General features: G+C 50.4%; 20 protein-coding genes. All 20 read right to left on the reverse strand.

The window, feature by feature from the left end; all coding sequences use genetic code 11:
• Positions 1-35: 35 nt before the first annotated feature.
• The 20 genes from RB298_RS17920 to RB298_RS18015 all read right to left on the reverse strand — a co-directional run bounded on the left by RB298_RS17920 (position 36) and on the right by RB298_RS18015 (position 23,515).
• A complete protein-coding gene (locus tag RB298_RS17920; RefSeq protein ID WP_096775538.1) occupies positions 36-767 on the reverse strand; it encodes a class I SAM-dependent methyltransferase in 732 nt (243 codons plus the stop codon).
• A gap of 81 nt (positions 768-848) precedes the next feature.
• Positions 849-1,736: a YwqG family protein gene (locus RB298_RS17925; RefSeq protein WP_375119615.1), complete on the reverse strand. Its 888-nt coding sequence runs from the start codon at positions 1,734-1,736 to the stop codon at positions 849-851.
• A 73-nt stretch (positions 1,737-1,809) separates the two neighbouring features.
• Positions 1,810-2,262, reverse strand: a complete 453-nt coding sequence (locus tag RB298_RS17930; RefSeq protein WP_096775536.1) for a hypothetical protein — start codon at positions 2,260-2,262, stop codon at positions 1,810-1,812.
• 311 nt (positions 2,263-2,573) lie between these two features.
• Positions 2,574-3,713: a hypothetical protein gene (locus RB298_RS17935; RefSeq protein WP_486047832.1), complete on the reverse strand. Its 1,140-nt coding sequence runs from the start codon at positions 3,711-3,713 to the stop codon at positions 2,574-2,576.
• Positions 3,710-5,167: a sensor histidine kinase gene (locus tag RB298_RS17940; RefSeq protein ID WP_096775534.1), complete on the reverse strand. Its 1,458-nt coding sequence runs from the start codon at positions 5,165-5,167 to the stop codon at positions 3,710-3,712. The genes RB298_RS17935 and RB298_RS17940 overlap by 4 nt, the downstream gene beginning before the upstream one ends.
• 3 nt (positions 5,168-5,170) lie before the next feature.
• Complete coding sequence (locus RB298_RS17945) at positions 5,171-5,869, reverse strand: response regulator transcription factor (RefSeq protein ID WP_096775533.1); 699 nt, start codon at positions 5,867-5,869, stop codon at positions 5,171-5,173.
• 90 nt (positions 5,870-5,959) lie between these two features.
• Positions 5,960-7,402 carry an N-acetylmuramoyl-L-alanine amidase gene (locus tag RB298_RS17950; protein WP_486047834.1) on the reverse strand — a complete coding sequence of 481 codons (1,443 nt, stop codon included), beginning with the start codon at positions 7,400-7,402 and terminating at the stop codon, positions 5,960-5,962.
• A gap of 300 nt (positions 7,403-7,702) precedes the next feature.
• Positions 7,703-9,991, reverse strand: a complete 2,289-nt coding sequence (gene metE, locus RB298_RS17955) for a 5-methyltetrahydropteroyltriglutamate--homocysteine S-methyltransferase (protein WP_192572177.1) — start codon at positions 9,989-9,991, stop codon at positions 7,703-7,705.
• Between the two features lie 269 nt (positions 9,992-10,260).
• Positions 10,261-10,848, reverse strand: a complete 588-nt coding sequence (locus RB298_RS17960) for a biliverdin-producing heme oxygenase (RefSeq protein WP_486047836.1) — start codon at positions 10,846-10,848, stop codon at positions 10,261-10,263.
• Positions 10,849-11,032: 184 nt separating this feature from the next.
• Positions 11,033-11,689, reverse strand: a complete 657-nt coding sequence (locus tag RB298_RS17965; protein ID WP_486047838.1) for a GAP family protein — start codon at positions 11,687-11,689, stop codon at positions 11,033-11,035.
• Positions 11,686-12,465, reverse strand: a complete 780-nt coding sequence (locus RB298_RS17970) for a MerR family transcriptional regulator (RefSeq protein ID WP_486047841.1) — start codon at positions 12,463-12,465, stop codon at positions 11,686-11,688. The genes RB298_RS17965 and RB298_RS17970 overlap by 4 nt, the downstream gene beginning before the upstream one ends.
• 146 nt (positions 12,466-12,611) lie before the next feature.
• A complete protein-coding gene (locus RB298_RS17975) occupies positions 12,612-13,706 on the reverse strand; it encodes a GerAB/ArcD/ProY family transporter (RefSeq protein ID WP_192572181.1) in 1,095 nt (364 codons plus the stop codon).
• Between the two features lie 21 nt (positions 13,707-13,727).
• Complete coding sequence (locus RB298_RS17980; RefSeq protein ID WP_192572182.1) at positions 13,728-13,949, reverse strand: hypothetical protein; 222 nt, start codon at positions 13,947-13,949, stop codon at positions 13,728-13,730.
• Positions 13,946-15,154 carry a Ger(x)C family spore germination protein gene (locus RB298_RS17985; protein ID WP_486047842.1) on the reverse strand — a complete coding sequence of 403 codons (1,209 nt, stop codon included), beginning with the start codon at positions 15,152-15,154 and terminating at the stop codon, positions 13,946-13,948. The genes RB298_RS17980 and RB298_RS17985 overlap by 4 nt, the downstream gene beginning before the upstream one ends.
• 62 nt (positions 15,155-15,216) lie before the next feature.
• Positions 15,217-16,692, reverse strand: coding sequence for a spore germination protein (locus RB298_RS17990; RefSeq protein WP_192572184.1), 1,476 nt, complete (start codon positions 16,690-16,692; stop codon positions 15,217-15,219).
• Positions 16,693-16,944: 252 nt separating this feature from the next.
• A complete protein-coding gene (locus RB298_RS17995; RefSeq protein WP_486047845.1) occupies positions 16,945-18,804 on the reverse strand; it encodes a glycoside hydrolase family 35 protein in 1,860 nt (619 codons plus the stop codon).
• Between the two features lie 35 nt (positions 18,805-18,839).
• Positions 18,840-20,093: an alpha-L-fucosidase gene (locus RB298_RS18000; protein WP_096775522.1), complete on the reverse strand. Its 1,254-nt coding sequence runs from the start codon at positions 20,091-20,093 to the stop codon at positions 18,840-18,842.
• Positions 20,094-20,206: 113 nt separating this feature from the next.
• The gene (locus RB298_RS18005; protein WP_213578167.1) at positions 20,207-21,589 is read right to left on the reverse strand and encodes an ABC transporter substrate-binding protein; all 1,383 of its coding nucleotides are present in this window, start codon (positions 21,587-21,589) and stop codon (positions 20,207-20,209) included.
• A 150-nt stretch (positions 21,590-21,739) separates the two neighbouring features.
• A complete protein-coding gene (locus RB298_RS18010) occupies positions 21,740-22,576 on the reverse strand; it encodes a carbohydrate ABC transporter permease (protein ID WP_036672869.1) in 837 nt (278 codons plus the stop codon).
• Between the two features lie 18 nt (positions 22,577-22,594).
• Complete coding sequence (locus RB298_RS18015) at positions 22,595-23,515, reverse strand: carbohydrate ABC transporter permease (RefSeq protein WP_096775520.1); 921 nt, start codon at positions 23,513-23,515, stop codon at positions 22,595-22,597.
• Between the last annotated feature and the right edge of the window lie 336 nt (positions 23,516-23,851).

Genomic DNA, 23,851 nt, shown 5'->3' on the forward strand with positions numbered 1-23,851 from the left:
GCAAAAAGGAACCGCAGGTTCGCGGTTCCTTTTTGCTATTTTGATTTTCGGGCTTTCACGATCAAGAAATGAGGATTCGTCATTAATCGATCATACCATTTTGCCATCCAGGCCTCCGCCTCAGGCTTGTCTTTATGCTCTAAGCTCGGCTGCGGCTCGACCATCTCTTCGATGCTGAAACAGGAGGAGGTCACGTTGATGATTTCTTGCATCGGTCTTCTGTAGAAAGCGACCTCGACGGGACCGGACTCCGGTTTGTTCCAAATCTCCGTCAGCAACGCTCGCGCAAAGTAGTCTTGCCGGTCAAAATGCTTAAAATCCATAAAGGGATGATGCACGGAGAAAATCAAGCGGCCTCCGGGTTTCAGCACCCGCTGAAATTCGCGAAAGGTTGGCAGCCACTGCTCAATGTAATGAAGCGTCAATGAACTTACGATGTAATCGAAAGCTTCATCTGCAAATGGCAGGGTCTCGGTCAGATCGCATGCAGCGATGGTCGCTTCACTGCCCACTCGCCTTTTGCAGGCTTCAATCATCGACGGACTCAGATCGATCGCCGTCACCCTAGCCCCCCGTTGAATCAACTGCTCCGTATACCACCCGGCGGCACATCCGGCATCCAATACGGACATCCGCTCCATGTTCTTCGGCAGCATCCGGAGCATGGCCGGCCTCTCGTAAAAGGCATTGTGCCCGCTCTGCGAATCCACATGCCGTTCGTAGTCTCCAGCCAGCTTGTCGTATGCCTTCAAAACCTTCTCCTTCATGGCTTCATAACCTCCATATGTACCTGCTGAATTCCTACCCATTGCTGCGCCTTATAATCGCACTAACTCGTTTGATTACGATCAGCTTGAGTACAGGGAACAATACGTGCGCTCGAAATTCTTGGCCAGCAGATCTTCTTTTCGAATGAAAAATTGCAGTTCTCCCGCATCCCACCAGCAAAAACCGACATCGTCGTCCGAATCGACAGCCAGCAGCAGCACCGTATCCTGAATTTCCTGCTGCGCGCGTTCCGCGCTGCCGCCGCAATGCTTGGTGATCTGCTGCATGGCTGCATCCATAGAGTAATTGTACTCTGAACCGGTTAAGAGCATTAATGCAGCCTCAAACTCACAATCGCCGTGCTGGGTCGAAGGATAGCCAAAGATGGTCCCGAGGTCGCCGGAATTTAGACCCGTCAATTGAAAGCACAGCTCCTCGTATGATTCATAATCATGCTCCTCATCCTCGATAACCTCATCATCCACATAAGCATAATTAGGAGGCTCAAGCGTGGCTCGGGCCTCCACACGGTAGCCGGTGAACACCTCATCTAACGCGGTTTCCTCGGGAGCGCGTCGTCGAACCGCTCCCGAACTCTGACCCTCGGGAAGATAGAGCACTCGGTGCTCAATGTTATAGGCGGGTTCATCCACGCCAACGAAGAAATACAGCATTCCGCTTGTCGGCAGCGAGCTAGTGGCGTCCTGAGCTGCCACATCCTTCAACTGGAGCTGTGCCAGAAACGTCATTGGTAGTCCCTCCGAATTGAGGGGCCACTCCACCGCTTCGGGAAGATCCGGGTCACCGCCAAAGCGCGAGTTGTTTGACTCGGCATAGTCCTCCAGCTTCTTTTTGGATAATCGTACGCCTTGCCGCGTATGCTCGATTAAATACTCTGCGGCATGTTCGAATTGATGCTCCTTGATGATATTCTGCATTTTGCTCAAATTTTGTTCGGTTAGCTTCATCGTCCGGTTCCTCATCTTTTCATGAATTTTATTCTGCCTTGATTACAAAATTGCCCTAGTCTGAAGTCACCTGCTATTCTTCCTTAAAGAGATCTTGAATGATCGACTTATCATAGCCATTGGTGATCCTGTAGGTCCAGGAATATTTCTTATGTATGCCTCTATTCGGAGAAATCCGGACGATATCCGGTTCCGTATAATGTATTTGAAAGGGCTTGTATTCGACATTAATCCAGATCCAGTAATCCGTCCCTCTTGGGTATTGCTCGATCCTTTGTAACTTCGCATCGGAGAAGCTATTCATGATCCGTTCAATGGTCGCCGGATCGGTAATTTTTAGTCGCTCCGCATCGTAAGAACTGTCCCTTTTCTCAATGACTATCTGATCTATCTTCTGTGTGTCATGGATCTGATCGCCCATCAACTCCTTGTAGGTCGTTCTGGATTGAACTAATGAAAAGACCGCTCCCGACAATATGATCAACGCCACGATTGCAAAAAAAATCCGCCATGACCTGTCACTCATCGCGATACCGCCTTGATTTCCTTTAGGTTACGGGCGATCTTACTCACTTTTATCATATCCCCCTTCACTAATGAACGTTAATCGTACGGCGCTCTCATAATATAAACCCCATCGGCCAAGGTTTAGTTGCCGGATAATTTAACATCTTTTGGTTTGATCTGTCAATCCTCTCTTCGAAAGTACGCCAAATCTCTAAATGGACATGAATGTCCTCTTGGAATCCATGAAAAAAGCGGCAGACCGAACGCCTAGCCGTTCAATCTGTCGCCTCATGAAAAATCGCTTCGGGTGGTCGAAGAACCCTCAGCCCTTTACTTGAACTCGATTATAAATGGCTGTTGATCCGTGGGTTCGATCGCAACCGGTCCCTTCTCTTTGGAATAATTTTTGCGGCCGTTCACGAGCAGCCGGCGATGGTGCGGACTCCAATACATCTTAGAAGGTATGACCCCATGATAGATGGGCTCTGCGCTCAGTACATTCTTCCCTTGAAGCTTACCTGCATAAATCGTATCCTCCCCGTTCTGGGAATAGGCGACATATTTGCGATCCTGCGAGAACTCGAAGCTATCCACCTTCTCCAGCAGAATGGACAGCTCGTGATTTCTGCGGTCATATACGTACAAGGTTCCCTCCGTTCCTAAAAACACGAATTGGTCGTCGTTCAACCATGCGGCTTGGTCTGCCCCGATTTCATGCTCATACTGAACATCAATCGTATTGCCGTTGACGGCTCCCATAGCAATTCGACGACCGTGACCGTATTCATCCAGAACGATGAGCGCCATCTTCCCGTCATCCGAGACAATCACTTTCAAGGGAAGGGCTTCCGTTTCAAGACCCTTCAACCGATGAACACGTGCCGATTCCGATTCCGTATCATAAATCCCGATACTGGACTGCCTTTTGTTTGATTCCATCACCATATAGCTTACGAACCGGCTGTTGCCGGACCAAGCCGGCTCCTCAAACCATAGCTCCTGATTGGCTTCCGTCGTAGCTTCGAGGCTTTCCACCTCCCCGCCCGGATATGCTGTCAATTGCAGAAAAACGCCCTCATCCGTTTTGGCAATTCCTGAAACATATTTTCCATTGGGGGATAATTGATACGAGAACTTATTCATTTCAATCTCCAACAAATGGTCGGCTCGCTCGTACGGGGGGGAAAAACGCTGCAAGCTCAATTTCGCCGCATTTACTGCTTCGGTTTCATAAAAAAGACCGACCACCGACTCGGATGATGACCAGCCGAGCAATTCCCCTTGTTCCTTGGATTCTGGCATTCGATAAATCGTCTTCACTTGGAATGGCCGGCTTCCCTCAACCACGGCTTGATCCGTTTCCGTGCCGGGGATGATGACGGTCTCTGATTGCAGTCCGCTTGCACAGCCTGTCAGTATAATCAAGGCAATAGCAATGCATAAAACAAGCTCTTTATAACGATATCTCATTGGACAGCCCCCGCCTTTACATAAGGAATTTCAACGTAGACGACAGTATGAAAATTCTCGCTGATGATACGGATGATTCCGCCGTGATCATCGACGATGGATTTAACGATACTGAGGCCCAGACCCACACTGCCCTCTTCCTTCTGCTTCTGGCTCACCGAGTAGAACGGCTGAAAGACGTTTGCAAGCTCGTCCGCCGGTATGGGCTCTCCGGGATTATCGAAGGTATAACGAACGCTTCCGTCCGAACGCTCAGCCTTGACGGTTATTTCCGATTGGGCAGCACTATATTTGATGGCATTATCCAGAAGATTGATAAAGAGCTGGCGCAGCCGGTCTGGCTGGCCAAGCACGAAGGACCCTTCCTCTGCCTCGCAAACGATGCTCTTTTTATAGCGCTTGGCCCGGAACGACATGGAGTCAACTACATCGCGCAAAATTTTACCCGAATCCACAAGCTCTACATCCTCTTCTCCAGGGTTGTGCTGGGATACTTCCAGCAGCCTTAGCACCATGCCATGCAGACGTCGGCTTTCTTCAACGATGTGATTCATGCCCTTATCGAAGAACTCCCGATCGTCATCCCCTTTCTCCCGAATGATCTCGGCATAACCCAGAATGGAGGTGAGCGGCGTTTTGAGTTCATGGGTCACATTGTCAAAAAAACGTTTCTCTTGCGCATTAAGCTCCTTCAAGCGATCCCGATCACGCTCAATCGTGGATATCTGGCTACCGATCCGGTCGATCATGTCATTGAAATTCAGAGCCAGTTCGCCGATTTCATCTCTTCGCCGAAACCGGATTCGAACATCCAGGTTCCCGTTCTTTACTTCAGTGGAAGCGCGGGTAAGCTTCACTAACGGTATGGTAATATTCCTGGACAGCAGGTACGAGAACAGGAACGCTGCTCCGAATATGGCCAGCGCAATGTAAAATATAATGTCCATGATCCGGCCGCTTTGTTCGTAGAGCAGGGTAAAATCCTTGGTAAATCTCAATATGCCGACCTTGACTCCGTCGATGATAACCGGATATGAATAGAGAACGGTTCCGCTGTTTCGGCCATAGGTGATGGTATAGGCCGTCTTTCCCTCGATCGCTTGGCGAAGATCCGCATCCGAGGGTCCCGAGAATCGTCTCTCGTCCGATGAGAACAGCAACTTGCCGTCGACGGTGTACGCACTGACATGGCTGGAGGTAGCATGCTTCAAATCATTCACCATTTCCTCGGCCATCTGCCCGAAATATAGCTTATTGTTCGTAAAATGATTGATAAGGAAAGCTTGCCTTACATATACATTGCTGTTGTTTTTAAGTCCGACCAGATCGGAAGTTACGATCTTCTGATTGCTTGTCCGAATGATCTCCTTGACGGTTTGATTAAGTACGAGGAACGACAGACTGAAGATCACAAAAAAACCAACAATAAACTTGGCTCTGATGGTCCGGATCATCTCTTATTCCGCCTGCTTCTCGAACTTATACCCGATGCCGAATACGGTTGTGATCAGATCGCCGGCATCCAATTTTTTGCGGAGCCTCTGAATATGCGTATCCACCGTCCGCGTATCCCCCATGAAATCATAACCCCAGACTAAATCCAGCAGTTCCGAGCGGGTATAAATCTTCCCCCGGTGACCGTACATGGTCATGAGCAGGTCGAATTCCTTCGGCGTAAGATCGACCGTGCTTCCGTCTTTCCTGACCAGTCGCTCTTCCGTTACGATCTCGATGCCCTTAAAGCGGATCACGGCTTCCGGCGCCCCTTCCCTATCCCCCTGGTTCGCCTGATCCAGCCGCCGGAGGATCGTGCGAATTCGGGCGACCACCTCCCTCAGATCGAAGGGCTTCGTAATATAGTCATCGGCACCAAATTCAAGACCGAGCACTTTATCCGTAATGTCGGATTTTGCCGTAATCATGAATATGGGGATGTTGTAGTCCGTTGTTACTTTTTTGCATATATCGAGCCCGCTTTGGTCGGGCAGCATCCAATCCAGAAGCAGCAGATCGGGACGAAAAGCCGCAAGCTCCCTAAAGCCTGCGGCAGCGCTGGACGCGGTACGGGTTTCAAAACCCTCCATCGCGAGGCCATAAGCCAGCAGATCGGCGATCGGCTCCTCATCTTCGATAATGAGAATTTTTGTTTTTATCATGAAGTCTCCATTCTTTCCATTGACCTGGTTTAATGAATCGATTTTAGCATATACGGGCTGCTTATGATAAATCCATCTATAGTAACAAGTTCATTCAGGCTGAGATTCAGGCAAATGCAGCAGATCTGGTACGGTGACGAATGAATAGCCTTGGTCTTTCAAATCCGGTATGAACAACTCCAGGGCTTCAAGCGTGTTGGCAAGTTGATTCTTCCCGTTTGCGGTGTGCTGAAGAATGATGCCTCCGGGCTTCAACTGCGTGTCGATGATCCTCATGATCTCCTGTGCGGACACCCCTGACCAATCCATCGTATCCACGGACCAGTTCACGATCGCTAATTCCATATTCTGTATAGCCTTCTCCTTGTCCGCATCCAAAGCGCCGTAAGGAGGCCTGAACAAGGATGGCCGATAACCGATAATATGGTTCAGTTCTTCCTGCGTATCCGTTATCTGCTTCGTCGCTTCCTCCATCGTTAACTCCTTGAAGTTGGGATGCGACCAGGAATGGTTTCCTATCGCGTGCCCCTCCTCTGCAATTCGCCGCACGGTCTCGTGATGTCTCTCCGCCCGGTCTCCTAATATGAAAAAGGTAGCTTTAATATGATGCTCCTTTAGAATATCAAGGATTTGGGGCGTAACAACGGCATCCGGGCCATCATCGAACGTGAGGGCGACCTGTTTTCCGTCTTTTACCGATCCGTTAAAGTGCACCTTCTTCTCCATGGATGGGTTCCCGGTCCCGTTTAAAGTGGGCCCGGGCGGTTTATCTAAATCCCCCTTTGCTTGCAGCTCATACGAAAGTCGTTCCGAGCCCGTAAAGTAGTCTTTGAGCCCTTCCACGATGGCTTGTGCCGCAAGCTCTTGTCCTTCATCGCTCAGCAGCAAACGTTCATCCTCGGCATTGGTCAGATACCCCGCTTCGATCAGCACGGCTGGCATCGTCGGTGTAGACAGCACTTTTAGCTGCTCTTCCTTTACACCGCGATCACGAAGGCCAATCGCCTTCACTACATGCTCCTGCAGGGTTTGGGCCAAAGGAATGCTGTCCTCATGCCGGTATAAGGTTTCGGTCCCCGACGTCATGTGGTCCGTATACGTGTTGCCATGGATGGAGATCATGGCGTCCGCATTCCAATCATTCGCGATCGCTGCCCGTTCTTCCAGCTCAATGAAACGGTCATCCGTGCGCGTCAAGAGAGGCTCAAACATAGGATCCTCCTCAAGGAGGGCTGCAATCCGTCCGGCAAGGGACAGGTTGAACGCCTTCTCATAAGCGCCGCTGACGCCAGTAGCTCCGGGATCTTTGCCTCCATGGCCCGGGTCGATGACGATCCGAAATGTCCCTTGATGATTGGGCATGGCAGGAAGTGTTTGGTAGGGCTCTGTACGTTTGGCGGATGATGCCGGTACCATTTCCACCGTGGATGCACCTGTGTTGACTACCAATCTGAATCCGACAATAAACATGATGGCAATGAGCAGAACATAGAATAGGATGGGGAATTTTTTGCGTTTCTTGTGATCAATCATGGCTCCTCCTTCTGGGTGATCGTGCTAGATACGATTCCATAAGAAGAATATAAAGGCCGGATGTGACAACGATTTTGCCAAGATGTCAACAACTTGTGTCCGAAACAAAACTGTGAAAACTATTTTCATAGGTTTGGAGCTGATACATCCTACAGCACAAAAAAAAGCCGCACAAGGTGCGGCTTTCCCGAAATTCATATCTTAATTATATCCATTAAGCCAGTGCGACCAGTAATCACCCGAAACGTCCAACGTGTTATCGACCTCAATCGAACCGCCGAAGGTTTGAATCTGCGGCTGCTACACGTTCAGCGAGTAGGACGAACGGGCGATCTCCGTGGCTTGAACCATGTTACGAAGGGAGGCAACCGTTTCTTCCTTGCCGCGCGTCTTGAGGCCGCAGTCCGGATTGATCCAGAACAGCTTCGGATCCAATACGCGCAGTGCCCGTTCGATCATGCCGGTCATCTCTTCCACGCGAGGCACCCGCGGACTGTGGATATCGTATACCCCGAGCCCAATCCCCAGTTTATACGTATTCACCTCGAAACTATGGATCAGCTCGCCATGGCTGCGCGAGGTTTCGATCGAGATGACGTCGGCATCCATCGCCTCGATCGAATCGATCATGTCATGGAACTCGCAATAACACATATGCGTGTGAATTTGCGTGGTCGGCTGCACCGTGCAGGTCGTCATGCGGAAGGCTTTTACAGCCCATGCGAGATACTCGGCTTGATCTTCTTCCTTCAGCGGCAGCCCTTCGCGGACTGCGGGTTCGTCAACCTGAATCATCCCGATGCCGGCCTGCTCGAGCGCCTCGACTTCCTGTCTGAGGGCATAAGCCAATTGGTACGCAATCTGTTCCCTTGAGATGTCCTCGCGTACGAACGACCAGTTCATGATCGTGATCGGCCCGGTCAGCATTCCTTTCACGGGACGGCTCGTCTTCGACTGCGCATATTTCGTTTCTTCTACCGTCATCGGCTGCTCGAATGCCACGTCGCCGAAAATAACAGGAGGCTTCACGCAGCGGGAGCCGTAGGACTGCACCCATCCAAACTGGGTGAAGGCAAATCCTCCAAGCTTCTCTCCGAAAAACTCCACCATATCCGTTCTTTCAAACTCGCCGTGCACAAGCACATCCAGACCGATCTCTTCCTGAAGCTTGATCCAAATATCGATCTGCTCGTGAATGAATTGCTCGTACTGCTCGTTATTCCAGTCCCCCTTGCGCCACGCCTGGCGAGCCTTGCGCACCTCGGCTGACTGCGGGAAGCTGCCGATGGTCGTCGTCGGGAATATAGGCAGCTTCCACTTGTTCTGTTGGGCGACATGACGCTCCTCGAATGGAAGACTGCGAGCCGGATTCTGAGCGCTAACCTCGGCTACAGCTCGCTGAACATCGAGCCGATTACGCTCTTCCGACTGCTTAAGCGCCTGAAGCGCAAGGTCGTTATGTTCCAGTTCATTCGCGATCCGGGCAGCTCCCGTGGAGATGGCTTTCGTCAGCAGATCCAATTCAATCAGCTTCTCGTCTGCAAAAGCGAGAGCGTCCTTTAGTTCAGGCTGCAATTTCGTTTCCTTGCTTACCGTCACCGGTACATGAAGCAAGCTGCACGAAGACTGCACGATCAAGCGCTCGGCGGCCACATATTTCGTCAGCTCCTCCAATTGCGACAGCTTCTCGCGAAGCGAGGCCTTCCAGATTCCGCGTCCGTCAATGATCCCCGCACCCAAAACTTTGTTCGCCGGAAATCCGGATTGTTGGATGGCTTGCAGATTGCCTTTGTATCCGTGCACCAGGTCAAGGCCGATGCCGCTAACCGGCAGCTGGATGATGTCCTGGTAGTTTTCCACCGATTCGAAGTAGGTTTGCAGCATGATGTTTAGGCCGGGTGCCGAAGCCGCAAACGTTTCATAGATGGTGTTTAATCGCTCCAGATCGGCTTCGCTTAATTTCGTAACCAGGATCGGCTCGTCGATCTGTACCCATTGAACGCCTTCGTGTGCGAGCTCCCGAAGGATCTGAACGTACAGAGGCAGCAATTTATCAAGCCAGGCATCCGTTTCCGAGGCTTGGTAGCCTTTGGACAATTTCAAGAAGGTGAGCGGACCGACAATGACCGGCTTGCCTTCAATGCCGAGCTTCTCTTTGGCCTCCCGATAGGCTGCAAGCGGCCTATTCTCGGTAAGAACCGGAACAGCTCCGTCCAATTCCGGCACGATGTAGTGATAATTGGTGTTAAACCACTTGGTCATTTCACTTGCTGTAGCATCCTTCGTGCCGCGTGCAATCCCATAATATACAGACAATGGAACAATGCCGCCCTCATATGGGAACCGCTTGGGTACGATGCCGAACATGGTGGCCGTGTCCAGGATATGATCGTAATAACTAAAATCATTGACGGCGATCAGATCAATTCCGCTCTCTTGCTGCTTGCGCAAATGATTCAACCGAATCTCCTGCAGCTGCTTGTGAAATTCCGATTCTTCGAGCTTGCCCGCCCAGAACGCTTCTAAAGCTTTCTTCCATTCCCGATCAGCGCCTATACGCGGATATCCCAGTACACTGCTTTTTGCCATCTATGTAACACTCCTATACAAATTGTTACAAGAAAGATATCACGTATTGCCCGATATAGTGTAACTCAAATAAGCTATATCTAGTTATAGCCTGCGGCTATAGCGAGAGAGCTGAGATGATGAATGAAGACTCTCCTTCCTTCTTGCCGATCATGCCTTGTCATATGAATGATCTGAAAAGAACCAACACAAAAAACCGCGTTATTACGCGGTTTCTCATCACGGTCTTCCATGCGATTCTATTATTTGAAATAAGATGACTGTGATGTCTATGCCGAATCTCGGATCCAAGCATCCAGCAAACGAAACGTTTCCTTCGCCGAATCGATGATTTCATCGGAATCCTTCAAGCCGCTCGACAGCAGCGCTTCCCGGAATTCGGTCCATCTTGGCTTGGTCTCTTGACCGTATGCGTGGAAATAGCGAATGCCCGACTCTGGACTCACGGGCAAGAACTTCATCAGTTGTTTCGTGATGATTTGGCCACCGAGCGTGGACCCCTCCATCACATAGAGATACCCCCATATTTGCGCAGGCGTGCCCAGCTCGGGCAGCCGGCTGCACAGCGGAAGCTGATTTATTTCATCCCGAGTCATATCCAGATGCATCAAATCTTCTTCCAAATGTTTCGACTTCATCCGAATCGACATATCCAATCCCATATCGTTCACGGCATCCTCTGCCATAAACTTCGTTTCGGCCGGTTTAATGAATCCGTAAAACTTCGCTAAATACGATCGATATTGATCAATCGTCAGGGTCTGGTCGAATGCAGCTTTCGCGTATGGATTCTGTTCGATTTGTTCATGCTGCGCTGCCGTCTCTTCTCTTAACCGTTCTAAAATCCGTGTGCTCAATGGATAACCCCCTATCATGTTTGGAGCTGTGTTGCTGGATCAAAGCACATCTTCAGCAAACCTTATACCGAGGTGTCTGACGGTCGATGAACCCTGCGATAAATATATCATAACGAGATTCATATGAATACATAGCAGGCTCCTCGGTTTCGGAAGCCGGGAACGAAAAAACGAGAGGCGATCATTATAGGTTGTCTATGCTGTTCAGCACCAAAATCAGTCCCGCAATGCACAAAACCCACGAAATCACCGATCCGGAGTTCTGGGCGATTTTCAGCCGCAGCTTCTCTAGCGGACGCTGCATCATGCGGCCAAATGCAAGGTGTGCACCGAGCAATAGGAGCGGAGGAAGCACCATGATCACATTATACGCAGCCAGGAGGGGTACCCATTGAACCGGCGTTAGTTGGGCCGATGTCATGAGACCGATCGCCGCAAAATAGGGCAGTGCCGTTGCCACCTCCAGCAGGGACGTGGTGAAGCCCAGCCCGATCATCGCCCCGAGGCTTTTGGAGCTTGGACGCCGCGGTTCCGTCGTCCTTTTCGTTGGGACAAAAAAACTGGCTGCAAACAAAACGCCGCCGGTAACAGCCATAACCCAGCTTACCGTTCGATTCTGAAAGATGCCTGTTACGCTCTGAAGAACAGCATCCAAACCGAGCATCAGTGCGGCACCAACCAGGAAATAAAAGCCTGCCACCGTAAACAAATAGACCCATAATCGGGTGATCAACCGATCTCGCTCCGTCAACAGCAAATAGACCGTTACGCCGAGCGTGGCAGGGCTCAAGGTATCCAAGAGCGACAACGCACCTACGGAGAGCAGCAGTTCCGTTGTCATGATGTCTCCCCCTCTTCGTCTAGTGTTTCTTCCAGTCCTGCAGCATAGATGTTAAATGCCAGCTCCATAAACTGAAGAAGCTCTTCCTCAATGGGATACAAGCCCATCTGCTCGGACTGCGCAGGAGATTTGCGGATCTCCCACAATTTATCCACGAAGGGGTCTTCGCCTTCAAAATGCTCCCGGCGTTTTTCGTCCATGCGTCTGATGATCCTCTGTACTTCAGGAGAACCGGGTCCGTTCCCCATGCGCTTTTTAAGCTGTCCCAGCAGAGCGATCCATTCAAGCGAATCCGGATCTGTGCTGTTCATATTCGGGAGAAGGTCCAGCAGCTCTTCTTCGCGCCTCTCAAACATTTGTTGTCGGAACGCATGCTTTAATGAGGGGTCTCTTCCTGAGAGATGGATCAGCTTCTGAATCACATCCCAGCTTGTATCCCCTTCCACGGCGATGCTATGCAGGACGGCGCGGAGCGCGGATTCCATTTGGTTCAGCTTGTTTTGTTCATTCTTCACGAAGTCCAACTGATTCATCAAACTGAATGACCAGTTCCATTCCGGGTTCGAAATCATATCCGAAATTTCCTGCAATCTGAAGCCCAGCTTTTTCAGAAACTGAATTTGCTGCAGCTTCTTTAGCTCCTCCTCGCTGTATATCCGGTGTTTACCCGGAGTCTTGGCTGCCGGAATCAGCAGGCCGATCTGATCATAATAGCGTAGCGTTCTTACCGTAATGCCCGTCTGTTTGGACAATTCTTGAATGGGAATCGATTTCATCACCTGCTTTCTTGAGTTCTCCGGTAACTCCACTATACAAGATGACGCAACGTCACTTTCAAGTCATTTTCAAAAAAAATCAAGTCCATGCAGATAAAAAACAAAAAAAGCCCCGGCTTTCGGGCTTTTTCCATACCATGCTGGTTTCATTTCAAGCTGAGGATTTTCGTTCGCGTTATCCCGATCAGATAGAGGACGATGGGAATCACGATCAAGTGGAGGAGCGCATAGCTTGACCATACGTTCTGAATGATATCGGCGACATAAACGGTGTTGATGTATGTATTCCAGGCCACGATGACAAACAGCACGGACAACGGATAGATTAACGAATTCTGGTCCTTCAGACCGAACACGGTTTTCATGCCTTGAAGAATCGAAAGATACAGGAGAGAAATCTTGATAAAAAAAGTCAGGATCCACAGCGTAATCAATATGCCTTCGACACGTTGAAAGAAGTTTCCTAAATTAATCGTCTTCGCAAGAGCATATGCCGGAAACGTGCTGTTCTCCGTCTGTTCAATCCCCAAAATTAGCACGCTGAGCAGGACGGTAATGCTAAGGACGAGCCCGCCTGAAGCGGCTCCCCGCATCAATGCCCTCTCCCCTTCCTTCTCTCCTTTGACCAAGGGCAGGAATACCATTAACACAATCAGCTCCTGGAACATGGAAGAATGGAAACCGGCCTTAGCCACGGGCATCCAGCCTTCCTCCAGCATCGGCTTGATATGGTTCCAATCGATCTGGGGCATAAGCGAGAGGACAAGAACCATAAACAGAAATACGATCCACGGAAACATCAATTCACCGACGCGGGCCAACAGAATGATGCCCATTCTGGCGCACATGACGGCCGCTATTAAGAACAAGATTTGAATGGCCTCGATCGGGGTCTCCGGCATCATTTCACTGCTCAGAAAAAAGCCCAGGTTGCCAAGCAAAGTACCTGTAAGAATCAAAAAATAAAACAAATAGATCAGCGAGAAGAGTTTGCCCAGCAGCTTTCCCAGCACCTTTTCGTGGATCTCGAAGATCGATTGGCCGGGATAGAGACGCGCAATGGCTATATACAGCACGACCATGAGGAGGTTAATGAGCAAACTGAAGAGAGAGGCCATCCACGCATCTTCCCGGGCGGTATGCGCTAATCCGGAAGGCGTAACCAGGATCGAGGTACCGATGGTCAAACCGAATGCCAGTATATAAAATTGCCGCGGTGCGATATCCTTGTATTTGATCACGTATTACCAAACCCTTCCTCATTATGAGATCAATCCGCTCAGGGGCTGCACCAAGGCGCCGATCCAGTCCAGCGGCCTTAAATAAGGCACCTCCATCATATCTCCGATCAAAGCCAGCAAGGTTACTCCCCATACCGCATAGAATACGATGATGTCCCGGATGGAGCGCAGCTTCAGAAGATGACGGGTTTCCGTAACGAAGACGACGGCTAGAAAGAATATGAATAACCAATGCCAATTCACGGCTCATCCACCTTTTGGTTTAAGGGTTGTATGATGGATCCGACCCGGCGGATCGCTACATCGGTGTCCACCCGGATACTCATCGTTTTAAAGCTTTCGCCCCAATGATCCCGGTATTTTTTCCAAACGTCCGGATATTTTCGGTGCAGAACCTCGCCGAATCCAAAAACGTCGGCTCCATAACGCTGCTGGACCAGCCCGATGTGCTTCCGAATATTAGCATTATATTTATCCTCGATGTCCTTCTCCAATTCGTCGATGACGGCAGGTTGACTGATATCAATCGCGCATTGAACGGCATTCACGTCGGCCTCGATCTCCAATTCGGCGGAAAAAGCGGGGGTTCCATCCGCATTGAGCTTAACGTCCAGCGTTGTGTCCGCCCGGTTCACGGCGAATCCGACAATACCATCGTCCGGACATGCAATGAATCCCGTCGTGGTGTCGACTCTATTCAGGACATAATTGACGGCCTTGCTGGGAGGTTCCCCCAGCCATCCGACCAACCGGTCCCCCTTGAACACGCTGAGCCCCGTGTGCTGAAGAAGCGTGGAAGGATTGATTTGCTTCACGTTCTCCATGGACTGGCCTTCAGCTAAACTGCCGCTTAATTGGACTCCGGATAATACCGGGTCTGACCCGCTGCGCTTTAGCTCCGTCACGAACTGCTGCAAAGTGACTTTCCCCGTCGCCGCCCATTTTTTTTCCGAGATCAGAATGGAGGAATAGAGCGAATTCGCCGGAACATATTCGAATGGCGTAACGACCTCCAGAATCTCCGCAGCTTTTCCATTCTTGGCGACGAGCATAAAGAAGTCCGTTCGAAGCTGATGATTCCGGGAGATATAATCGAGGACATCGCTGACCCCTGACCTGGCCAGATCTTCACCGAATACCAACACGCGAACGTGGGACAGATACGGCATCCGGGGGGCCATGCTCAACATGCGCTGCAGGGCGTCGGGTATGGTTTTGCCGACGGACTTATAGGTTACGGCCGGAAGACTGCCCATCGATCCGCCTTTTTTGGAGCCGGCCTCGGCGGAGTTAAGCACCTGAGCAGAAATGGCATACCCATTCTCATGGGTGTCGATGCCAAGCGCCATGACGACGGCCAGCTCATTCAGTTCTTTTCTGCTCCAGCATCCAGGGGTGAAGGTCAAGCATAATATGAGCAGGACTGAAAGTATTTTTCTTTCCAACACGATAACCAGTCCCCTCTGTATGAAATAGAGACTTCGAAAGCAAGTCCTCGTTATTTGACGGCTTATGTCTTGGATTTGGTCAAGTATTTTTTCATGCTGTGGCGGGACAATCGCAACAAGGCATCCTTCTGGCTCCGCCATCTTATGGGGGCGAATGAGGTCATATACGGAACCCCCATGGACTGGAGGCTGCATAGGTGGAGGCCGATGATGATCATGCCGATGATCATCCCGTACAATCCGAATGACGCAGCGATTCCCATGAGCCCGAATCGCAAGATCCGAACCGAGATTCCGATATTGAAAGCCGGCAGGGCAAAATTCGCAATCGCCGTCATGGACACAACGATCACCATCGCGGCCGATACGAGACCCGCTTCCACGGCGGCTTGCCCGATGACCAGCGTACCAACGATGGAGACGGATTGGCCGATCGATTTAGGCAGCCGAATGCCCGCCTCGCGCAGAATCTCGAACGTAATCTCCATGATCAGCGCTTCGATGAATGCAGGGAAGGGAACCCCTTCCCGCTGTCCGATTAAGCTGGTCAACAGGTTGGTCGGCAGCATTTCCTGGTGGAACGTGGTAATCGCAATATACAGGGAAGGAGTAAGGAGAGCTATTCCGAAGCATAAGTATCGAAGCAGTCGAACCAAGCTGGCAAAATCCCACCGCTGGTAATAATCCTCGCTCGATTGAAACAGCTGGACGAACAGGGCGGGAACCACCAGAACAAAGGGCGTTCCTTCTAAGAAAATAGCAATGCGCCCTTCCAAAATGGCAGACGCAATGACGTCGGGCCGTTCTGAATTATATACCGTAGGAAAAGGGCTGTAGCGATGATCCTGAATCATCTCCTCGATATAATTGCTCTCCAGGACGCTGTCCAGCTTGATTCCATCCAGTCTTCTGCGCAGCTCGTTCAGTACATCGACATCGCATAATCCTTCCATGTACATCACGGCCAGCTGCGTATTTGTGTGCTCGCCCACCGTTCTCTCTTCCAAGCGCAGTTTAGGGCTTTGAATTCTCCGTCGGACCAAAGCCGTATTCTCTCGAAGCGACTCGGTAAAGCCTTCCCTCGGACCTCTTACCACGGATTGCGAGCTGGCTTCCTCCACTCCACGCTGTTTCAGCGTTTCCGTTCCCACATACAGGGAGGTGGCGGTTCCATCCATGAAAATGATCGTATTGCCGGAGAGCAATTTCTTTTCAACCTCTTGAAAGGTCCGGGCTTCTCCTACTTTTCCCATCGTGATCGTCAGTTCCTGCAGCATTTTCATGCGTTCTTCCGGACGCTGGTCGGGGAGATTCATGAACAGCGGCATATCGGCATGAATCGCTTCGATTAGATATCGGGGATCTCCCATCCCCTCAATATAGACCATGACCGAGGGTATGGCGCCTAGTTGAAGCTCGCGGTAAATAATGTCTCCGCTTTGTCCGAAGCGGTTCTTCATATCGTCAATAAATAGCGTCAGGGATGCCGGCAAATTTTCTTGCGGGGCTTCGCCCGGCGTTAAATTCTTCATCATCATGGAAACGACTCCTCGTGCCTACACGGCCAGCTTTCCCTACAAGGAATTCAAGTTACCTTCAGTTATCTTTTCCTCTACTGTTCCCGGAGTTGGATATATTATGCTTTTTAAGCATTTTGACATAAACGAGGTATACATTTCTGACATTGGCCTCCTCTTCCAGGGCACATCTAACAAAAAAGCGCGGCCAGAGATTCTCTCTGGCCGCGCTTTTTTAACACGATGAACTGAAAATTATCCTGTCGCTGTGAGCTACTTGTCTTCTCCGTCCTGAACGAAATTAAGCACAGCTTCGTCCACTGCCGCGGTCTGTCCAAGGTCCGGTTGATCTGACAGTTCTGCTTCGCAGCATTCGGGACTGCCGTGCAGTTCAAAAAGAACCAGCTCGTTTTCCCCTTTGCGCAGTAAAGGTCCGGGAATATATAGTGCCTTCTGCGGTCCCGCCTTCCAGTACCTGCCGAGATTAAAGCCATTGATCCAGGCGACGCCCTTCGTCCAGCCATCAAAGCGAAGAAACGTATCTGCGATCTCCTCCACCTCGAAGCATCCACGGTAAAACCCTGGCAGACCCGCGTCGCCCCACTCCGGCATGGACGGTTCTTCTTGCCGCGCCTGCCCTTCCTGCGTAACCGGCGTATACGAGAGCGATGACAGTTTCTCCGGCTCGAGCGGCAGGGTCCGGATCGTCCAGTCGTACAAGAACTGGTTATCGATTCTCACGCCTTCCGTGATTCCCTTGGGATCGCGAATCAGGGGCCCATAATTGATCCGGCCCATATTCTCGACGAGAATATCCAGCCTCGCTCCGTCTGCGGGTACGGTAATATCCAGCGGCCTTGAATTCCAGCGTTCGACGACCCCAAGCGGACGACCGTCCAGGAATACCTGGGCGCGATCACGAACCTCCTGAATATGCAGCTGCTGTCCGTGCCGCGGTCCCTGGATAAATGTGCTGTACATGATAAAACCATAGGACTGTCCGCATTTTTCCATCGGCTGAATGCATACGCTTTTTATCGGCTCTGATAAATGCTGGAGATTGGATTCCGTAAACAGCCCGGCCGTTTCAGACAGCGCAACCTTACCGTAGGCTGCTTTTGGAACGGGCTCGGGGAAGGCACAACCCGGCGCAAACCCATGCTTGCTGAGCACCCTCCGGACCGCCTCGTATTTCTCCGTTTTATCCCCCCATTCCGTCAAAGGGGCATCATAATCGTAGCTTGTCGTCGTAGGCTCATAGGCCTGGATGTGATTCGCTCCACTGTAAAAGCCGAAATTGGTTCCCCCGTGGAACATGTACATATTCATCGAGGAGCCCTTCTCCAGCATTTCATCCAGGACGCCGGCGACATCCGCGGCATCCCGCACGTGATGGTCCTCCATCCAGTGATCAAACCAGCCGTTCCAAAACTCCATCACCATCAGCGGCTCTTCCGTACGATATTCCCGGTATTTGCGGAAGGATTCTTCAACCCGGGAACCAAAATTCACAGTTGCGTGCACATCGCTAAGCGTCCCGCCGAGCAGCATTTCGTCGGTTGGCCCGTCGGAAGTAAAGAGAAGCACGTCGACGCCGCGCCGCACCAGTCCTTCGCGCAAATACTCCAGATAAGCGTGATCGTTGCCGTAACTGCCGTATTCATTTTCAACCTGAACAGCCAGAATCGGCCCCCCGTGCGTGGATAGCAGCGGAACCAATTGGGGGATCAACACATCGTAATAATGATCCACCTTGCTCAAATAGAGCGGGTCGCTGCAGCGAAGCCGTATTTCTCCATAACCAAGCAGCCAGCCCGGCAACCCACCAAATTCCCATTCCGCACAGATGAAAGGGCTGGGTCTGACGATGACGTGCAGGCCCAGTTTCCCGGCCAATTCGATAAACGATGCGACGTCCGCCATACCGCTAAAGTTATATTCCCCCTCCCGGGGTTCGTGCACATTCCATGCGATATAAGTTTCAACGGTATTAAAGCCGCAGGCCTTTAATTTTAATAGCCTGTTCTCCCAATATTCAGGGACGACACGAAAATAGTGAATCGCTCCCGATATGATCCGGTACGGCTGTCCGTCCAACAAGTATTGTCCGTTCTCCCATGTCAGCATTCCCATTCAGCTTTCCTCCACCTCATGTAAAAATCCAAGGCTTATTGCCCGCAATAATAAACCGCGATGTTTTTGATTCTCGGGCTTGCCGCCGATTTCTGTACCCGTAAACGCACCTTCAAGGCAGATACCGGAGCGAAGGCATCGATTTTCTTGTGTCCGATCGCGCTGCCGCGTGTAAGCTCAAGCCACTCTCCATCGATGAAGGCCTCCAGCACATATTGGCTTACCCGTTCCCCGTAAGCAATGTCCTCCATAACAACGACATGATCGATCACGCATGCGCTAGGAAGAGACAATTCAACGACCTCGCCCGATCCCGAGCTTTCAGCCAGGGCATGACCAAACCGACGCTCAATCTCACTGCCAAATGCCTGAAGCCGTTTTACATCGGCTTCCGGAAACAGCCCTCTATGGTCCGGAGCGACATTGAGCAGCAGGGTTGCCCCATGTCCAACCGATCGATAGTAGATATCCATTAACTGTTCCACGGACAACAGCAAGTGTTCTTCGTCCGGATGCCAGAACCAGCGGTCTTTTCGAATCGGAACATCGCATTCCGCGGGCACCCAGCCCGGCGTCTCGGGCAGCCATTTCAACGATTCCTCACTGAACATGCTGCCCCGCGATGAATCGGCCGTGTTCCAGCAAGGATACGGCGCCACCCCATCCTCATTGCCGACCCAACGAATCGTAGGAGCCCCCATGTTAAAGACCATGGCACGGGGCTGATATCGTTTGACCAGTTCCATGATTCGAGGCCAGTCATATTCGCGGCCTTCCGACCCCGCGCCGTCAAACCAAATTTCCACTAACGGGCCATAGCCTGATAACAATTCTTCCAATTGTCTGCAGTAAAAGTCATCATACTGTTGCGGGTCGCCATAACTCGGCTCGTGCCTGTCCCAAGGGGATACATAAATACCGAAGCCGATGCCCTCTTCCCGGCATGCATCCGCGCATTCTTTAACGACATCGCCCCGACCTTCCCTCCACGGACTCGAGGCTACGGAGTAGTCCGTCGTCGCTGTCGGCCACAGGCAAAAGCCGTCATGGTGCTTGGCCGTCAATATGAAATAACGGAATCCGGCTTCCTTCGCGGATCGGACCCACTGTTTGGCATCCAGTCGGTCCGGATTAAACAAAGACGGAGCATCCTTGCCTTCCCCCCATTCCTGGTTGCAGAACGTATTGATACCGAAATGACAGAACATCCCGAGCTCCAGGTCCTGCCAGGCTAGCTGCTCCAGCGAAGGAACAACAAGCTGGTCCTTAAGCTTTCTTGAAATGGACATAACTTCCCCTCCAACTCTCACCAGTCGTAAAAAAAGGGCTTGGGGGAAGCCCGTTAAATGGCCCCCCGAAACCCGTTTCCTACCAGGATTCTCATACCTCGTGCATTGCCCCGTTACTTGACAACGCCTTTTTCGTTAATGATTTTGGTGGCTTCATCGACCATCCATTGTTGAACCTCATCAATCGGCTCGTTGCTGAGCATGAATTTCGCAAAGCCGTCATTAATGATCTTGGTCAATTCCGAAGTATCCGTCATCATGACTTTGGCTGCATCCAGATACTGGATTTCATCGCTAAACAGCGTATATTTCAACGACTCCATATCGTACTTATCCTCTTTACCGGCAACCAGCTTTGTCAACAATTCTTCGTTATTCGCTTTCTTGTAGCCAGAGAACTCGAGTCTGCTGTCCGAATCGGCTGTTGTCATGAATCTCATAAGCTTGAAGGATGCTTCCTTGTTGGTGGAATTGGCACCCAGCGCCAGCATATTGCCGCTGGTGAAGTATTTTCCTTCATACTCTTTAGGTTCCGATCCCGCAGGAGGCACAGGTACAGGAGCGAAAGCTGTTTTGAAATCATGCGGATATTGCTCGGTATTGCCCGGATCCGCTACCGTAAAGTTACCTGTAAGAATCATAGCAGCTTCTTCATTGAAAAATTCAGTACGGTAGTTCAGCTTCGCGGCAAGCACGTCACTGTAAGGTTTGGCCGACTTATCCGTCTCCTCCATATCTTTGCGGAGCTGGAAGAAGTATTTGTAGGTCGGATCTGCCAGAATGGTCGTTCCGTCCTCATATACGAACGGATCCTTCATCATGGTTTGCGCCGGAGCGTTCATATAAAGCTCCCATGTATGGAAGTAAGAACCGTAACGCTTGTCAACGCCTTCGCCCTTGGTCAGCTTTTTGGAATAGTCGCGGTAATCATCCCACGTCCAGCCGAATTTCGGAACCTCAAGTCCCGCTTCATCCAGGGCATCCTTGTTGAGCATCACATAGTTCGTGCTCTTGGTGTACTGCATGCCATAATACTTGTCCTCTAGCTTGGCATTGACAAAGTATTCGTCTTCCGGAACGAGACTTTCCTGCTCATAGAACTCGTTCAGGGGAGCAAGGGCTCCACGTGAGGCCCGTTCGAGAACTCCGCCCAAGCTTGGGAACTGAATAACATCGATCGCTTCACCGGATGAGATCAGGAAATCCAATTTTTTCAACATTTCCACGGAATCGCCGGGAACCAGAACCACATGCTCGACCTTGATATTCGGATTCTGATCCATAAATTCCTGGAGCATGGCGTCCGTACCCGCCTGTTGAGCTTCGTTATCCCAGTTGTAATACTTGACGGTAACCTGCTTGTCCGTCTGACCGCTTCCACCGTTCCCCCCGGCACTCGTTTCCGACCCGGATTTCCCGCAGCCGCTTAATACCAGGGTGCTCGCCAGGATCGTGCTAAGAATGACGGATAATCTGTGTTTGCTTTTTTTCTTCATCTTACTTCCCCCTGCACAGATAAATTAGTTGTGGTGCTGTTTTCATGTTCATTATAGGCACCAGCATGGCCGATCAAGTGCACAATTTTGAGGTTCTAGGATTACATTTTTGACTTTCCGAACTTCTGAATTTTGACTTTAGACTTCTTATCAACCTTTGACCCCGCCCAAAGCAATGCCGTTTATAACCTGCTTTTGCAATGCGATGAACACAATGACCAGCGGAATGATTGCCGAGACTGACGCCATCATCATAATGGCATAGTTGTTGGTGTAGTCATCACGGAACAGCGTCATCCCCAGCGGAATCGTGTATAAGTCCTTGTCCAGCAAGAAGATGAGCGGATTCTGGTAATCGTTCCAGGTCCATATGAATTTAATAATCGCCACCGTAGCCAGCACAGGCTTGCACAGCGGAACCATAATGGAAGCAAATGTCCGCAGATGACCCGCTCCGTCAATTCTCGCCGCTTCCAAGTATTCATCGCTGATCCCGTTCATAAATTGACGCAGCAGGAACGTAAAGTAAATCGAGAACATGCTCATGAAGATGATGGCCTCATGCGTATTGTAGAGTCCAAACCAGCGAATGAGCAGAAACCGCGGAATGAGCGTCGCCTGATCCGGAATGATCATGAACGAGAGCAAGGCCATAAAAACAAGATTCCGTCCCTTGAATCGTATCTTCGTTAGCGCATAACCTGCCATGGATGAGATAATCAGGGTGATTAGGGTCGTAATAATCGCTATTTTAAAAGAATTGAAATAGAAATCATAGAAGGGAACTCTTCCCATCCAGACCATCTTGAAATTGTACGCCAGATTCACCTTTTCCGGTATCCATTGAATCGGGAATCGCATAACATCCTTCTCATATTTAAAAGCCGCGGAAATCATCCAGATGAGCGGAACGAGAAACACAATGGACAATGCCCCCATGATAAAGGTGACTACCACTTTGGACGCGTTTTTTCGAAGCAGCTGCATGTACATTCCTCTCCCTCCTTATTCTTCATTTCTCATTTTCCAGGTGAGCGCGGTAATCAGGCCGATAATCGCGAACAGCAGCCAGGAAATGGCCGAAGCGTATCCCATATTGTAATATTGAAAGCCTTCCTCATAGATGCGGAATACAAGCACGGTAGAAGAATTGTTCGGGCCGCCTTCCGTTAAAAAGGCGATGATGTCAAACACTTTAAACGAGCCGATCAACATCGTAATTAACAGGAAGAAGGTTGTCGGACGGAGCATCGGCACCGTAATCGCAAAAAACTTTTTAATTGCACCGGCACCGTCAATATCCGCCGCTTCATAAATTTCATTCGAAATGTTCGTAAGCCCGGCCATATAGATAATGATCGTGTAGCCCAAGCCCGCCCAGGAACTGATAATCGAAATCGCCAAGAGCGACGTTTTCGGATCGACCAGCCATTTCGGCGGATTGCTGATCCCGAGATCCATCAGAAACTGGTTGATAGGACCCAGCGATGGGTGGAATAATGCGCTCCATACCGCAGCAACTGCGATAATCGAAGAGATATAAGGAATGAAAAACGCGACTTTAAAGTAACTCTTGAAGAACACGCTGTTATGAATCAAAACCGAAAGCACAAGAGCGATGGCAATCGGGATCGGCACCGTAAGAACCATATAGATCAAATTGTTTTTTATCGCTTGAATAATGGTCGGATCATGGAACATCTTGATGTAGTTATCAAATCCGGTAAACTCGATCCCCTGGACGCCCGACAGCATATCCCAATCGGATAAACTCAAATACAAAGAAAATCCAAGAGCAAACACGTTTAGTAGCAGCATCCCGACGATTTCCGGGGCCAGAAACAGCCACCCGATCAAAGCCTCTTTCCGCTTGGGAGTCCAAAACTTCCGCCGGCTCTTCGGCACTGGTTGTTGTACAGCCTCCATGCAGCATCACCTCGACAATTAGTAAGTTGTCATTATAGTAATACATCCGCCATCGTCAAGAAGGAGGGATTATGACCAGCCATGTGCAAGATTTTGACCTAAAAAATCCCCACAAAGTGGAGCCTATGCTTCGATGCTTATTCCAAATACTTTGTAGGGACCCCAGTACAGAAAGCCCCACAAAGTGGAGACTATGATTCATTGCGTATTCCAAGTACTTTACGAGAACCTCAAAACAACATGCCCCACAAAATGGAGCCAATGCTTAGTTGCGTAGTCAATAGAACTGGCAATTAAAAACCTCTGACGCACTAGACAAAATGGAATGTTGAGATA

The sequence above is a fragment of the Priestia sp. BR_2 genome (assembly GCF_041954005.1).
GTDB lineage: Bacteria > Bacillota > Bacilli > Paenibacillales > Paenibacillaceae > Paenibacillus_AQ > Paenibacillus_AQ lautus_A.

What these genes read in the sequence shown, in the direction of transcription:
- RB298_RS17920 (WP_096775538.1), bottom strand. Translation starts at nt 767, where the DNA reads ATGAAGGAGAAGGTTTTGAAGGCATACGACAAGCTGGCTGGAGACTAC.
- RB298_RS17925 (WP_375119615.1), bottom strand. Translation starts at nt 1,736, where the DNA reads ATGAAGCTAACCGAACAAAATTTGAGCAAAATGCAGAATATCATCAAG.
- RB298_RS17930 (WP_096775536.1), bottom strand. Translation starts at nt 2,262, where the DNA reads ATGAGTGACAGGTCATGGCGGATTTTTTTTGCAATCGTGGCGTTGATC.
- RB298_RS17935 (WP_486047832.1), bottom strand. Translation starts at nt 3,713, where the DNA reads ATGAGATATCGTTATAAAGAGCTTGTTTTATGCATTGCTATTGCCTTG.
- RB298_RS17940 (WP_096775534.1), bottom strand. Translation starts at nt 5,167, where the DNA reads ATGATCCGGACCATCAGAGCCAAGTTTATTGTTGGTTTTTTTGTGATC.
- RB298_RS17945 (WP_096775533.1), bottom strand. Translation starts at nt 5,869, where the DNA reads ATGATAAAAACAAAAATTCTCATTATCGAAGATGAGGAGCCGATCGCC.
- RB298_RS17950 (WP_486047834.1), bottom strand. Translation starts at nt 7,402, where the DNA reads ATGATTGATCACAAGAAACGCAAAAAATTCCCCATCCTATTCTATGTT.
- metE (WP_192572177.1), bottom strand. Translation starts at nt 9,991, where the DNA reads ATGGCAAAAAGCAGTGTACTGGGATATCCGCGTATAGGCGCTGATCGG.
- RB298_RS17965 (WP_486047838.1), bottom strand. Translation starts at nt 11,689, where the DNA reads ATGACAACGGAACTGCTGCTCTCCGTAGGTGCGTTGTCGCTCTTGGAT.
- RB298_RS17970 (WP_486047841.1), bottom strand. Translation starts at nt 12,465, where the DNA reads ATGAAATCGATTCCCATTCAAGAATTGTCCAAACAGACGGGCATTACG.
- RB298_RS17990 (WP_192572184.1), bottom strand. Translation starts at nt 16,692, where the DNA reads ATGATGATGAAGAATTTAACGCCGGGCGAAGCCCCGCAAGAAAATTTG.
- RB298_RS17995 (WP_486047845.1), bottom strand. Translation starts at nt 18,804, where the DNA reads ATGGGAATGCTGACATGGGAGAACGGACAATACTTGTTGGACGGACAG.
- RB298_RS18000 (WP_096775522.1), bottom strand. Translation starts at nt 20,093, where the DNA reads ATGTCCATTTCAAGAAAGCTTAAGGACCAGCTTGTTGTTCCTTCGCTG.
- RB298_RS18005 (WP_213578167.1), bottom strand. Translation starts at nt 21,589, where the DNA reads ATGAAGAAAAAAAGCAAACACAGATTATCCGTCATTCTTAGCACGATC.
- RB298_RS18010 (WP_036672869.1), bottom strand. Translation starts at nt 22,576, where the DNA reads ATGCAGCTGCTTCGAAAAAACGCGTCCAAAGTGGTAGTCACCTTTATC.
- RB298_RS18015 (WP_096775520.1), bottom strand. Translation starts at nt 23,515, where the DNA reads ATGGAGGCTGTACAACAACCAGTGCCGAAGAGCCGGCGGAAGTTTTGG.